Source organism: Pseudomonas sp. LPB4.O, assembly GCF_038383825.1.
In the GTDB taxonomy this organism is placed as follows: domain Bacteria; phylum Pseudomonadota; class Gammaproteobacteria; order Pseudomonadales; family Pseudomonadaceae; genus Aquipseudomonas; species Aquipseudomonas putida.
Genome location: NZ_CP151298.1, coordinates 4,605,901 through 4,619,978 on the forward strand (window position 1 = coordinate 4,605,901; position 14,078 = coordinate 4,619,978).

At 63.5% G+C, this 14,078-nt stretch carries 11 protein-coding genes; 6 read left to right on the plus strand and 5 right to left on the minus strand.

Annotated elements, in window-relative coordinates:
* Positions 1–15 precede the first annotated feature (15 nt).
* Positions 16–2,202 carry a patatin-like phospholipase family protein gene (locus MRBLPB4O_RS20920; protein WP_341796476.1) on the plus strand — a complete coding sequence of 729 codons (2,187 nt, stop codon included), beginning with the start codon at positions 16–18 and terminating at the stop codon, positions 2,200–2,202.
* A gap of 33 nt (positions 2,203–2,235) precedes the next feature.
* Here the strand turns inward: MRBLPB4O_RS20920 and MRBLPB4O_RS20925 are convergent, their stop codons facing one another.
* Together MRBLPB4O_RS20925 and recQ are read right to left on the minus strand one after the other, a co-directional pair.
* Positions 2,236–2,673, minus strand: coding sequence for a MarR family transcriptional regulator (locus MRBLPB4O_RS20925; protein WP_016498459.1), 438 nt, complete (start codon positions 2,671–2,673; stop codon positions 2,236–2,238).
* Between the two features lie 150 nt (positions 2,674–2,823).
* On the minus strand, positions 2,824–4,971 hold the full coding sequence (recQ, locus tag MRBLPB4O_RS20930; RefSeq protein ID WP_016498458.1) for a DNA helicase RecQ: 2,148 nt from the start codon (positions 4,969–4,971) through the stop codon (positions 2,824–2,826).
* A 245-nt stretch (positions 4,972–5,216) separates the two neighbouring features.
* Here recQ and MRBLPB4O_RS20935 point away from each other — a divergent pair, with 245 nt between their 5' ends.
* From MRBLPB4O_RS20935 to MRBLPB4O_RS20945, 3 genes are all read left to right on the plus strand, one after another.
* Positions 5,217–5,804 (plus strand): YecA family protein, encoded by a 588-nt coding sequence (locus tag MRBLPB4O_RS20935; RefSeq protein WP_010955200.1) that lies wholly within the window; start codon positions 5,217–5,219, stop codon positions 5,802–5,804.
* A 7-nt stretch (positions 5,805–5,811) separates the two neighbouring features.
* Positions 5,812–6,177 carry a YbaN family protein gene (locus MRBLPB4O_RS20940; protein ID WP_341796477.1) on the plus strand — a complete coding sequence of 122 codons (366 nt, stop codon included), beginning with the start codon at positions 5,812–5,814 and terminating at the stop codon, positions 6,175–6,177.
* A 312-nt stretch (positions 6,178–6,489) separates the two neighbouring features.
* Positions 6,490–7,848: a TolC family outer membrane protein gene (locus tag MRBLPB4O_RS20945; RefSeq protein ID WP_341796478.1), complete on the plus strand. Its 1,359-nt coding sequence runs from the start codon at positions 6,490–6,492 to the stop codon at positions 7,846–7,848.
* Between the two features lie 143 nt (positions 7,849–7,991).
* Here the strand turns inward: MRBLPB4O_RS20945 and MRBLPB4O_RS20950 are convergent, their stop codons facing one another.
* The 3 genes from MRBLPB4O_RS20950 to MRBLPB4O_RS20960 all read right to left on the minus strand — a co-directional run bounded on the left by MRBLPB4O_RS20950 (position 7,992) and on the right by MRBLPB4O_RS20960 (position 11,318).
* Positions 7,992–8,591, minus strand: a complete 600-nt coding sequence (locus MRBLPB4O_RS20950) for a DTW domain-containing protein (RefSeq protein WP_341796479.1) — start codon at positions 8,589–8,591, stop codon at positions 7,992–7,994.
* 131 nt (positions 8,592–8,722) lie between these two features.
* A complete protein-coding gene (locus tag MRBLPB4O_RS20955) occupies positions 8,723–10,288 on the minus strand; it encodes a PAS domain-containing methyl-accepting chemotaxis protein (protein ID WP_197898184.1) in 1,566 nt (521 codons plus the stop codon).
* A gap of 136 nt (positions 10,289–10,424) precedes the next feature.
* The gene (locus tag MRBLPB4O_RS20960; RefSeq protein ID WP_016498453.1) at positions 10,425–11,318 is read right to left on the minus strand and encodes a LysR family transcriptional regulator; all 894 of its coding nucleotides are present in this window, start codon (positions 11,316–11,318) and stop codon (positions 10,425–10,427) included.
* Between the two features lie 225 nt (positions 11,319–11,543).
* Here MRBLPB4O_RS20960 and speB point away from each other — a divergent pair, with 225 nt between their 5' ends.
* Positions 11,544–12,494, plus strand: a complete 951-nt coding sequence (gene speB / locus MRBLPB4O_RS20965) for an agmatinase (protein ID WP_016498452.1) — start codon at positions 11,544–11,546, stop codon at positions 12,492–12,494.
* A gap of 132 nt (positions 12,495–12,626) precedes the next feature.
* A complete protein-coding gene (locus tag MRBLPB4O_RS20970; protein WP_016498451.1) occupies positions 12,627–14,006 on the plus strand; it encodes a sodium:solute symporter in 1,380 nt (459 codons plus the stop codon).
* The last annotated feature ends 72 nt before the right edge of the window (positions 14,007–14,078 follow it).

The window sequence follows — 14,078 nt, forward strand, 5'->3', positions numbered from 1 at the left end:
GGTTTGAGACTCACGATGCGCCGTTTGCTGTTCTGTTTCATCCTTGTTCTCACCTCGCTTACGGCCATCGCCGCCGAATCTGCCAGGCCAAAGGTCGGCCTGGTGTTGTCGGGCGGCGCGGCCCGTGGCCTGGCCCACATTGGTGTGCTCAAAGCCCTGGAAGAACAGGGCGTGCGCATCGACGCCATCGCCGGCACCAGCATGGGCGCAGTGGTCGGCGGGCTGTATGCATCGGGCTACAGTGTCGAAGAGCTGGAAAAACTCGCCACCACCCTCGACTGGCAACAGGCGCTGTCCGATGCCCCGCCGCGCAAGGACGTGCCGTTCCGGCGCAAGCAGGATGACCGCGACTTCCTGGTCAAGCAGAAGCTCAGCTTTCGTGACGACGGCAGCCTGGGCCTGCCGCTGGGGGTAATCCAGGGCCAGAACCTGTCACTGCTGCTGGAAAGCAAACTGGCGCACACCGCCGACACCCGCGACTTCGACAAACTGCCCATCCCCTTCCGTGCGGTGGCCACCGACATCGCCAGCGGCGAAAAAGTGGTATTCCGCCGCGGTCACCTGCCTCAGGTAATCCGTGCCAGCATGTCGATCCCCGCCGTGTTCGCCCCGGTCGAACTGGACGGCCGCCTGCTGGTGGACGGCGGCATGGTCGACAACATCCCCGTGGACGTGGCCCGGGAAATGGGCGTGGACCTGGCAATCGTGGTCGACATTGGTACCCCGCTGCGCGATCGCAAGCAATTACTGACCGTGGTCGACGTGCTCAACCAGTCGATCACCCTGATGACCCGGCGCAATTCGGAAGAACAACTGGCCAGCCTGCGCCGTGACGACATCCTCATCCAGCCATCGCTGACTGCCTTCGGCGTGACCGACTTCGGCCGTGCACGGGACATGATCGACGCCGGTTACCGCGCCACCCGGCTGCTCGACCCACGCCTTGCCGCCCTGCGCCAGCCCGAGGGCGACAGCAGCCTGGCCGTGGCCCGCTCCCCGCGCCAGCGCACGCCGGTAATCACCGCGATCCGGATCGAAAACGACTCCAAGGTCAGCGACGACGTGATCCGCTCGTACATCCGTCAGCCGATCGACGCACCGCTGGAGCTGGACCGCCTGCAGACCGACATGGGCACGCTGTACGGCCTGGACTACTTCGACCGGGTGCAGTACCGCGTGGTGCACAAGGGCAACGACAACACCCTGGTAATCAACGCTCGCGGTAGACGCGGCGGCACCGACTACCTGCGCCTGGGCCTGAACCTGTCGGACGACCTGCGCGGTGACAGTGCCTTCAACCTGGGCGCCAGCTACCGGGTCAACGGCATCAACAGCCTGGGTGCCGAATGGCTGACCCGTGGCCAGATCGGCGACCAGCAAGAACTGTACAGCGAGTTCTACCAGCCGCTGGACGTGGGCTCGCGCTACTTCATCGCGCCGTACCTGGACGTCAGCTCACAGAATATCGAAGCCACCCTGGACAACGACCCCGTCGCCGAGTACCGCCTGGAGCGCTACGGCCTTGGCCTGAACGTCGGGCGGCAGATTGGCACCAACGGTGAAGTACGCCTGGGCGTGGGCAAGGCCTGGGGCGAGGCCGAAGTGCGCATCGGCGACCAGGACCTGCCCAAGGTCAGCTTCAATGAAGGCTTCTATGAGCTGAAATACTCGTTCGACACCCTCGACAACGTGTATTTCCCGCACAGCGGTGAGGACATCAGCCTGACCTTGCGCAAGTACGACAAGTCGCTGGACTCTGACCAGGATTACCGGCAGTGGCTGTTCAACCTGGACAAGGCCATCAGCAGCGGGCCGAACACGTTCGTGCTGGGCGGGCGCTACGGGCGCACGCTGGATGACACCGAAGTGGTGACATCGAGCTTCGTGATGGGTGGGGCGCGTGAGCTGTCAGGCTTCCGGCAGGACTCGGTATCGGGGCAGAACGTGAGCCTGCTGCGCATGGTTTACTACCGCAGGCTGACGCCACGGGCCTACGTACCGCTGGACTTCCCGCTGTACATTGGCGGGTCGCTGGAGCGTGGGCGCGTGTGGAACAACGACAACGAGTTCGACAGTGGCTACATCAATGCGGCGAGCATCTTCCTGGGGCTGGAGACGCCGCTGGGGCCGCTGAACTTCAGCTATGGCACTAACAGTGCGCACGAGCAGGCGGTGTACCTGAACCTTGGGCATACCTTCTGAGTCGTCGGGGCTGCCCAGCAGCCCCAGGGGCCCTCAGGACTTCTCGAGGTTGGCCAGGATCGTGGCATGCACGCGCATGCACACCTGCAACTCTGCCTCGTCCACCCCGGTAAACAGCTCCACCCGCAGTTGATTGGCGATGGTTTCGATCTGGTCGATCAGCGGCTTGGCCGGCGGGCACAGCAAGATCTTCTTGGCTCGTCGGTCTTCTAACACGGCCTGCCGGCGCACCAGCCCTTGGGCTTCCAGGCTGTCGAGCAGGCGCGCCAGGGTCGGGCCTTCGACGCCCACGCTCTGGGCCAGCTCACGCTGGGTGGGGGCTTCTTCGAACCGCGCCAGGTGCAGCAACACCAGCCAGCGCGCCTGGGACAGGTTCAGCCCGGCCAGGCGGCGGTCCAGCTCGGCACGCCAGCCCCGGGACATCTGGGCCAGCTGCATGCCGAAGCGGTGTTGGTTGTCGGTCAGGGGCATAGGCAACTCATTGAACAGATCTAATTATTAGGCAGCTAACCATGCCCCGCCCCACGAGGCAAGGCTCGCGCACCCTTCATTGTTCGATAATCGTCAAAAAGCATGACAAAGGTCAGCAGATGGCGGTTCTGCCCTCGATCCGGCTGCCGGTCACATCTCGAACTCGGCCGCCAGCGCCGCACGCACGCAATACAGCACACCCTCCGGCACACGGCCCGCAAACTGCGGCGCAATGGCCGACACCGGCGGCAGCTCGCCCTCGCCATCCAGGAAAGCGTCCTGCACTTCCATCAGCAGGTCTTCCGGCAGGTCGAGGGCCTGGTCGAGGCTCAGCTCCTGGCGGCCCAGCGCCTCGGCCAGCAGGCTATACACGTTCTTCTCGCTGCAGTTGAGCTGCCCGGCGATCTGCGCCGGGGTCATGCCGGCCCGGGCCAGGCTGACCAGTTCGTGGCGCAGGTCGAGCACCACTTTCGGCGCCTCTTCGGTGCCACCGCTGCTGTTCAGCACTTCGAGGAACGCCTGGCCGTAGCGTTCCAGCTTGCGCGCGCCCACACCGCTGACCTGGGCCATGTCGCTGAGGCTGACCGGCTGGCTGCGCAGCATTTCCAGCAGCGTCGAGTCGGGGAAGATGACATAGGGCGGCACACTGTGCTCCTCCGCCAGCTTGCGCCGCAGGGTACGCAGCGCTTCCCACAGCTCGCGCTCTTCGGCACGCACCAACTGGCTGGCCGGGCTGCCGCCACCGGACGACGAGGACTTGGCCGTGGTCTGCGGCTTGAGGTCGCGGCGCAGTTGCAAGGTCACCTCGCCGCGCAGCAGCGGCCGGCAGCTGTCGGACAGGCGCAGGCCGCCGTAGCCCTCCAGGTCGATGTCGACCAGGCCGCGCGCCACCAGTTGGCGGAACAGCGAACGCCACTCGACCTCGGCCAGGCCCTTGCCGACGCCGAACACCGACAGCTTCTCGTGGCCGAAATTGCGCACCTTCTCGTTGTCCTTGCCCAGCAGCACATCGACCAGGTGGCCCACGCCATAGCGCTGGCCCGTACGGAACACCGCCGACAGTGCCTGACGGGCCGGCTCGGTGGCGTCCCAGGTCTGGATGTTGTCGACACAGTTGTCGCAATGCCCGCACGGCTGTTCGAGGGTTTCGTCGAAATAGGCCAGCAGCGACTGGCGACGGCAGCGGGTTTCTTCGCACAGCGCCAGCATGGCGTCGAGCTTGTGCTGCTCGATGCGCTTGTGGCGCTCGTCACCTTCGGAGTTCTGCAGCATCTGCTTGAGCATCACCATGTCTTGCAGGCCGTAGGCCATCCAGGCATCGGATGGCAGGCCGTCACGGCCGGCACGGCCGGTTTCCTGGTAATAGGCCTCAAGCGACTTGGGCAGGTCGAGGTGGGCAACGAAGCGCACGTTGGGTTTGTCGATGCCCATGCCGAAGGCAATGGTGGCGACCATGATCAGCCCTTCCTCGTTGAGGAAGCGGTGCTGGTTGGCCGAACGGGTCTCGGCGGCCAGGCCAGCGTGGTACGGCAATGCCGGGAAGCCCTGTTCACAAAGAAAGGCAGCGGTTTCGTCGACCTTCTTGCGCGACAGGCAGTAGACAATGCCGGCGTTGCCGCGGCGCTCGCCGAGGAAGGCCATCAGCTGCTTGCGCGGCGCTTCCTTGGGTACGATGCGGTAGAAGATGTTTGGCCGGTCGAAGCTCGACAGGAAGCGCTCGGCGCCTTGCAGGTGCAGGCGCTGGACGATCTCTTCGCGGGTTCGCATGTCGGCGGTGGCGGTCAGCGCGATGCGCGGCACATGTGGGAACAGCTCGGCCAACTGCCCCAGTTGCAGGTATTCGGGACGGAAATCGTGGCCCCATTGCGACACGCAGTGCGCCTCGTCGATGGCAAACAGCGAGATGTCCAGCTCGCGCAGGAAGTCGAGCATGCGCGGCTGCACCAGGCGCTCGGGCGCCAGGTACAGCATCTTCACTTCGCCACGGCGCAGGCGCCCGGCCAGTTCACGCTGCTGCTCCGCCGTCAGGGTCGAGTTCAGCGCGGCGGCCGATACACCCAGTTCGTCCAGCGTGGCGACCTGGTCGTCCATCAGCGCAATCAGCGGCGAGACCACTACCGTCAGGCCCGGGCGCAGCAGCCCCGGCACCTGGAAACACAGCGACTTGCCGCCACCGGTGGGCATCAGCACCAAGGCGTCGCCGCCATTGGCCACGCATTCGATGATTGCTGCCTGGCGCCCACGGAAACTGTCGTAGCCGAAAATGTCCTTGAGAACGCGCTGAGCCTGTTCGAGCATGTGCAACTCCACAAATCGCCGTACCATCCTGGATACAGGCTGGACGAAAAACCCGCTCCGCACACGCCAAATGCGTAAGCGGTTTTTGCCAGGCGCCGATAAAATCTGCCCCTGGATGAAAAATCGCGGAGTATACCGCAGCACTGCACCGCACAGGGCACCACGGCGATAGACGTTCCCTTTACCCCGCTACCCGTGCTTGGTGCTAGAATTCGGTATCGTTTATTCCCCAAGGTAGCCCTGTAATGTCCTTCGCCGAGCAACTGACCCGCCTGCAAGCCTTCCTCGACGCCGACGAGCTGCACGAAGAGGCGCTGGACTACGTCGCCGCCCACGGCTACCTCACCGCCCTGTCGATCAACGCCGAAGACGTGCCCGAGCGCGAATGGATCGATGCCCTGTTCGCCGAAGAGCCGCACTACGCCAGCGAGGCCCAGCGCACCGAAATCGAAGCCACCCTGGTGGCGTTGAAAGCGCACATTGCCCGCCAGCTGGCCAGCGACGAAGAATTCGACCTGCCATGCGACCTCGACCTGACCGACGAGCCGGACGATTCTGACCTGCGCGGCTGGTGCATCGGCTTCATGGAAGGCGTGTTCCTGCGTGAAGAGGCCTGGTTCGAGAACGCCGAAGAAGAAGTCAGCGAGATGCTGCTGCCGATCATGGTTGGCTCGGGCCTGTTCGACGAACAGCCAGAGTTCGCTGACATCGCCAGCAACGCCAACCTGCAGGACGACATGATCGTACAGATCCCCGAGGCGCTGAGCGCACTGTTCTTGCTGCTGCACGCTCCTGACGAAAAACCGGCGCTGCTCAAGCCACGCCACCACTAAGTCGCCTGTGCCCTACCTGCTGCTGGCCATCGGCTGGCTCAGCGTTGCGCTGGGGGTGTTGGGGATTTTCCTTCCGGTATTGCCCACCACCCCGTTCCTGCTATTGGCGGCGGCCTGCTTTGCCCGCAGCTCGCCGCGCTTTCACCACTGGCTGGTCCATCACCCGAAGCTCGGGCCGTGGATCCGCGACTACCTTAGTGGTGAAGGCATCCCCCTCAAGGGCAAGGTCTACGCCATCGGCCTGATGTGGGCCAGCATCGGCCTGTCGTGCTATCTGGTGCCCCTGTTCTGGGCGCGCGCCTTCATGTTGACCAGCGCCGTGCTGGTAAGCCTGTATATCGTCAGACAGAAAACCCTTCACAAGCGAAAGTGACATTTTTTTGTCGCCAAATATCACTTTCGCCTAACTGACGTTTTCTTTATCCGAAATGGTTCTGGAACCGCACAAAAGCCTTGTAAATACTGGCTTTCGAGGCTTATTGCTCGCTCGCCTTCGACATGTTTTGTCGTCATTGTTAGACAATATACGTCTTATATGGCAATTTGATATGAATAAATCTTCTTATCTATCGCATTGAATGTACTTAGCTGTGTTGTTAAAAACCTGCAACACTATACGCGATAACTTTATCGTCATTTTTTTGGCGAGCAGCAGGATCAATTCCAGGATCAGGGAGATGTACCCATGCGCGTTTTGAACCCCATCACCAGTGCACTACTGTTGGCCCTGGCAAGTGCCAACGTACAGGCGATGTCGATCACCGAGGCCGTCCAGAGCGCCGTGGACTACCACCCGCAGGTCAGCTCCAATCGCAACAGCAAGCTGTCGGCCGATGAAGACGTCAAGTTTGCGCGTGGTGGCTACTACCCTTCCGTGGATTTGGTTGCTGGCTATGGTCGCCAGCGTTCGGACAACGCTACCACCCGTGCCGAGGGTAACCACAACAAGGAAACCCTCAACTACACCCAGTCCGAGCTGCGCTTGCGGCAGATGATTTTCGACGGCTTCAACACCTCGAACGAAGTGGGCCGCACCGAAGCGGTGTCCACCTCCCGCGCCTACTACACCCAGGCCGTTGCCCAGGATGTTGCCCTGCGTGCGACCGAGGTGTACCTGGAAGTGCTCAAGCGCCGCGAGCTGGTGACCCTGGCCAAGAACAACCTGCAAGCCCACCTGCGCGTCAACGACCAGATCGGCCTGCGTAACGAGCGCGGCGTCGGCAGCACCGCCGACCTTGACCAGTCCCGCGCACGTCGCGCCCTGGCGGAAAACAACCTGGACACCGCCGAAGTCGACCTGGCCGATGCCGAGGCCAACTTCTTCAGCGTGGTCGGCCGTGCCCCGGACGAGCTGGAAAGCCCGGCGAGCATCAAGGGCGAGGTGCCTGAGACCCTCGACGGCGCGCGCGACAGCATGCGCCAGAACAACCCTTACATCAAATCTGCCCAGGCTGACGTCAACGCCGCCGAGCAGCAATACGAAGTCGGCAAGTCGACCTTCTACCCGCGCTTCGACGCCATTCTGGCAACCGGTGCCAACAACAACACCGGCGGCGAAAAAGGCCACAACAACAACGACTGGCAGGCCGGCGTAGAGATGAACTACAACCTGTTCCGCGGCGGCAGCGACAAGGCCCGCCTGCAGTCTGACGCGCACAAGATCAACCAGGCCCTGGACATCCGCAACAACGCCCTGCGTGAGCTGACCGAAAACCTGAGCCTGGCGTGGAACGCCATGAACAACGCCAGCAAGCAGCTGCCGACCGCGCGTGAATACGCCGAGACCACCAAGCGCGTGCGTGCCGCCTACCAGGACCAGTTCGGTCTGGGCCAGCGTACCCTGCTGGACGTGCTGGACAGTGAGAACGAGCTGTACAACGCCGACCGTCGCTACACCGAAGTACGCTACACCGAGGAGTTCTCGCGCTACCGCGTGCTGGCGACCATGGGTGAGCTGCTGAGCAAACAGCGTATTTCGCTGCCGCCAGAGGCGCTGGCTACCACCGAGGTGCGTACCGAGGCGCGTTTGCCTGAGATGCGTTGATCGGCCTTAGATTTTGGGGCCGCTTTGCGGCCCATCGCGACACAAGGCCGCTCCCACAAGCGTTGCGCGCATGCCGCCCTTTGCGGGGTCTTCTGTAGGAGCAGCCTTGTGCTGCGAATGGGCTGCAAAGCAGCCCCCGGCCCTCACTCGACCCCGTGGTTGCGCTGGAACGTCTCCACCCCCATGGCCCTGATCTGCCCCTCGATCAACGCCTCGAACGGCGCCAGCAGTGCATCGAAGCAGGCCGGTTGCTCCAGCGCATTCAAAGCCCCCACCACCGCCTCGATAGTCGACAGCGCCCCCGCCTCCGGCGCCTTGCGCAGCCGATAACGCGAAGGTGCGACTGCCCCCAGCGTCACCCGTGGCAACCCCTCCAGTAGCGGGTTCATGTACAGCAGCTTGCGCGCCTTGCGCCAGGTGCCGTCGGGCACGATCAGCAACAACGGCGTGTCATCGACCTTGCCATAGGCCGTCAGCACCTGAGCGTCATCGCCCGGGAACAGCAGGGCCGGCCGATAACCAGGCGTTGCCAGCCATTCAGCCAGGTCATCGCAAACCTCGCCTACCCGTAGCTCGGCATTGTTCAGCCCAAGGGCAGCAAGGCGCGCAGTGTTCAGGGCATGGGCGGTTTCACTGGGGTGCTGCAGCAGGATGACGCGGGTGCGGCTGTCGAGCGCGGGGATCAGTGGGCAGAGACAATGGTCGAGCGGGCGCTGGCAGCGCTCGCAGCGGGGTCTGGGCATGGGGTTCTCCTTGGCGGGAACAGTTTGCCACAGAACCGGGGCCCGCTTTGCGGGCCATTCGCAGCACAAGGCTGCTCCTACAGGAGATCGCGATGCCTTTGCAGGAGCAGCGTGCTGCGGCCCCAGCGATCTCAGCGGTTGAAGCGCTCTGCCAGGCTGTGCAGGTACTCCGCCATGCGCTCCAGGTCCTGGCTGATTTCTGCCCCCTGCCTGGCCTGCCCGGCACTCTGGTCACACAGCTGGGCAATCCTCACGATCTGCTGGTTGATGTCCTCGGCCACATGGCTCTGCTGCTCCGACGCCGTCGCCATCTGCTGGCTCATGCCGGTGATGCGGCTGACCGCCTGGGCAATCCCGCTCAAGGCCGCCTGCACCGCCTCGACGCTGTGCACGCTGTCCCGCGAGATCTGTTCACCCCGGTTGGCGGTGCTCACCGCCCGCTCTGCTCCTGCGCGCAACGAGGCAATGATGTGGTGAATCTCATCGGTGGATGCGCGGGTACGCTGGGCCAGCGAACGCACTTCATCGGCCACCACGGCAAACCCCCGCCCCTGCTCACCTGCGCGTGCCGCCTCGATGGCAGCGTTGAGCGCCAACAGGTTGGTCTGCTCGGCAATAGAGGTAATCACATCGACCACGCTGCCGATGGACTGAGTCTGCTCGGCCAGCGCATTGACCGCCTGGCCAATGTCGTTGACGGCATCACTCATGCTGCCCATGGCTTTAAGGCTTTGCAGCGCCAGCTCGCTGCCCTGCTGCGCCAGCTGATCGGCATCGCCGGCCGCATGCGCCGTGCTTTGCACGTTGTGCGTGACCTGCTGGATGGTCGCCGCCATCTGCGCAATGGCCGTGGCCGACTGGTCGGTCTCGCTGCGCTGGCGGTCGAGCATCTGCGCCTGGGCATCGGACAGATCGGACGACTGCGCAGCCCGCGACTTCACCCCGACCCCGGCGTCCACCAGGCGGGTCAGGGCCGTTTGCAGGCGCGCTTCCTCGCTGATGATGGCCAGGTCAAGCTGGCCCAGCAGGCCCGGGTTGTCGCTATAGGTCAGCGCCACCAACGGGCTGGTGAAGGCTTTGGGGTGCTCGGCCAACGTGCGGCGGATAGCCTGGTTCTGCCGGTGCTCGACCAGGTACCAGGCCAACAGCAGGCTGGCCATCAGGATCCCAAGCGCTGCATAGGGCGGCAGCCACAGGTAACCGGCCGCCGACAGCAGGCCCGCGCCGATCAGCGGCCAGCCATGGCCCAACCCATGCCCGAGCCGCGCGGCCCACGGCACCGCAGCACGGTCGGCACGCAGGCGCGCATACAGCGCTTCGGCGCGCCGGATCTGCTCACGCGTGGGCACCGAGCGCACTGACTCATAGCCATTGATGCGGCCCTGCTCGTAAATCGGGGTGACATAGGCGCTGACCCAGTAGTAGTCGCCGTTCTTCGCCCGGTTCTTGACCACACCCATCCACGGTTTGCCCTGCTTGATCGTCTCCCACATATGCCCGAACACCGATGGCGGCATATCCGGGTGGCGCACCAGGTTGTGGGGTTGGCCGACCAGCTCGTCGTAGGTAAACCCGCTGATCGCCACGAAGGCTTCGTTGCAGTAAGTGATGCGGCTGTTGAGGTCAGTCGTGGAAATCAGGCGTTGATCGCTGGAGAAGGTTCTTTCGTGCTCAGTGACGGGCAAATTCATGCGCATCTGGGCGATCCTTGCAGGATGAACTAAGGGAAAAATCATCAGCGCAAGTTGATATGTAGCAGAGCGCTATCAGGTTAGCGGTCAGCTTTTGCCGGAATTTAACACCGCCCGACGGAATGCATGAGTGTGTCGCGTCTCAGCCCACGTTCAGCTGGCTTTTGAGCAGGTCGCGGAAGGTCTGGATCAAGGGCTCACGGCTACGCCCACGGCGAATGATCAGCGAAAACGGTGCCTGGTAGCCGAAGGTCGACGGCGACAGCACGCGCAAGTCGCCCTTGTCGACCCAGGCCTGGGCGTAGTGCTCGGGCAGGTAGCCGATATAGGCCCCGGAAAGGATCAGGATCAACTGCGCTTCCATACTCTCCACCGTCGCCGCGCTGTGCTTGAAGCCATGCCGGGCCAGCTCGGCCTGGCTCCAGTAACCACGCCCGACCATGCGCTGCTGGGTCACCACCTGCTCGGGGATGCGCCGCTCGTTATACAACGGGTGGCGGCTGCTGCAGTACAGCCAGTGCTGTTCACGGTACAACGGCTGGTAAAGCAGGCCGCTCATGCGCGAGGAGAACGCACCAATGGCCAGGTCCAGGCGGTTGTCCTGCACACCCAGTTGCAGCTCGTAAGGGCTGGACACCGACAAGTGCAAGTGCACCGCCGGGTGCTCCTGGCTGTAGGCGCCGATGGCTTCGGCCAGCGGCAAGGCCCTGTCACCGACCGTGGAGTCGATGACCCCGAGGTTGAGGGTGCCACGCAACTCGCCCTTGAGGGCAGCGGCATACTGCTCGAAGCCATCCAGTTCGGCCAGAAGCCGCAGGGTTTCCTGGTGGAACAGCTCGCCTTTGCTGGTCAGGCTGAAACCGCCACGGCCGCGGTGGCACAGCACGATCCCCAGTGCGCCTTCCAACTGACTCATGTAGGTGCTGATGGCCGAGGTCGACAGGTTCAGCTCGCGCTGCGCGTTGGCGAAGCCCTGGTGGCGCGCCACGCTGATGAAGATGCGCAGCAGTTTCAGGTCAGGCAATGTCGAGGCCATGGTGCAACGGTTCCGCAAGGGTATTTACGCGCAGTTTAACCGCTCTGCCGGCCTTTAGTTCAGAAATTCCTGAACTAAGTATTTGTCGGTAGCGATTCTTCCGCGGCACTACCTTGAGCAGACTTGGCCGAAATGTCCCTGCCCGCCGGCAAAACCACACTTGAAAGGCGCGCGGCGGCACAGGTTCGAACAAACAAAACAATCGACCGACTGATGAGGCCCACCGTGGACAAGACTCTCCACCAACCACTGGGCGGCAACGAAATGCCGCGTTTCGGCGGCATCGCCACCATGCTCCGTCTCCCCCACCTGCAAAGTGCCCAAGGCCTGGATGCTGCCTTCATCGGCGTGCCCCTGGACATCGGTACCTCGCTGCGCTCCGGCACCCGCTTCGGCCCACGGCAGATCCGCGCCGAATCGGTGATGATCCGCCCGTACAACATGGCCACCGGTGCCGCTCCGTTCGACTCGCTGTCGGTGGCCGACATTGGTGACGTGGCGATCAACACCTTCAACCTGCTGGACGCCGTGCGCATCATCGAAGAAGCGTATGACGAGATCGTCGAGCACAACGTCATCCCGATGACCCTGGGCGGCGACCACACCATCACCCTGCCGATCCTGCGTGCGCTGCACAAGAAGCACGGCAAGATCGGCCTGGTGCACATCGATGCCCACGCCGACGTCAACGACCACATGTTCGGCGAGAAGATCGCCCACGGCACCACCTTCCGCCGCGCCGTGGAAGAAGGCCTGCTTGATTGCGACCGCGTGGTACAGATCGGCCTGCGCGCCCAGGGCTACACCGCCGATGACTTCAACTGGAGCCGCCGCCAGGGCTTCCGCGTGGTTCAGGCCGAAGAGTGCTGGCACAAATCGCTGGAGCCACTGATGGCCGAAGTACGGGAAAAGGTCGGCGGCGGCCCGGTTTACCTGTCGTTCGACATCGACGGCATCGACCCGGCCTGGGCGCCCGGTACCGGCACTCCGGAAATCGGCGGCTTGACCACCATCCAGGCGATGGAGATCATTCGCGGCTGCCACGGCCTGGACCTGATCGGCTGTGACCTCGTCGAAGTCTCCCCGCCTTACGACACCACCGGCAACACCTCGCTGCTCGGCGCCAACCTGCTGTTCGAAATGCTCTGCGTGCTACCAGGCGTCGTGCGTCGTTAATACCGCTACACCCCGGCAGGAGCCATGAGGGAGGGCCACAGAGGCCCGCCAACAACACGACAAGACCGCCGGGCGCCGTAAGCCGCCCGCGTGGTCGATCTCGCCATAATAAAGATAATCGGGAGACCCCCAATGGCCTTGGACATCATTGTTGTAATGATCTATACCGCCGGCATGCTCGGGCTTGGCTGGTATGGCATGCGGCGCGCAAAAACCCATGAAGACTACCTGGTAGCCGGGCGCAACCTCGGCCCGGTGCTGTACATGGGCACCATGGCCACCACCGTGCTCGGCGGCGCTTCCACCGTCGGCACCGTGCGCCTGGGCTACGTCCACGGCATCTCCGGCTTCTGGCTGTGCGCAGCCCTGGGCCTGGGCATCATCGCCATCAACCTGTTCCTGGCCAAACCGTTGCTGCGCCTGCGCATCTTCACCGTGACCCAGGTGCTTGAGCAACGCTACAACCCCACCGCACGCCAGGCCAGTGCCGTGATCATGCTGGCTTACGCGCTGATGATCGGGGTCACCTCGACACTGGCCATGGCCACCGTATTGCAGGTGCTGCTGGACCTACCGTTCTGGGCTTCGCTGCTGCTCGGCGGCGGTGTGGTGGTGCTGTACTCCACCATTGGCGGCATGTGGTCGCTGACCCTGACCGACATCGTCCAGTTCGTGATCAAGACCGTCGGCCTGATGTTCATCCTGCTGCCGGTGTGCCTGTACAAGGCCGGTGGCTGGGACACCCTGGTGGCCAAACTGCCAGCGGCCAGCTTCCAGCTGACCACCATTGGCTGGGACACCATCATCACCTACTTCCTGATCTACTTCTTCGGCATCCTCATCGGCCAGGATATCTGGCAGCGGGTGTTCACCGCCCGTGATGAAAAGGTCTGCCAGCGTGCCGGTACCGTTGCCGGTGTGTACTGTGTGGTGTACGGCCTGGCCTGCGCCGCCATCGGCATGGCCGCGCATGTGCTGATGCCCGACCTGGCCAACCCGAACAACGCCTTTGCCGAGATGATCAAAAGCACCCTGCCCGATGGCATCCGTGGCCTGCTGATGGCCGCAGCCCTGGCAGCCATGATGTCCACCGCCAGTGCCGGCCTGCTGGCCGCCTCGACCACCGTGACCGAAGACCTGCTGCCCAAGCTGCGTGGCGGCAAGCAGTCGAGCCTGGGCATGAGCCGCCTGTTCACCCTGCTCACCGGCCTGGTGGTGCTGGGCATCGCGCTGATGGTGAACGATGTGATCAACGCACTGACCCTGGCCTACAACCTGCTGGTCGGCGGCATGCTGATCCCGCTGATCGGGGCGATCTTCTGGAAGCGTGCGACCACCGCCGGCGCGATTGCCAGCATGTCGCTGGGCTTTGCCACCGCGCTGCTTTTCATGTTCAAGGACGGGCTTGAAGCCAACACGCCGATCTACTACAGCCTGGCGATCGGCTTGGTGAGCTTCGTAGCGGTTAGCCTGATGTCGCGCAAACCAGTCGGTGCGGTGAATCTGGCCTGACCATTAGCCTGAAGCGGCCCTATCGCCGACAAGCCAGCTCCCACAAAAAATGCACAGGGCCTGAGGCTTGCG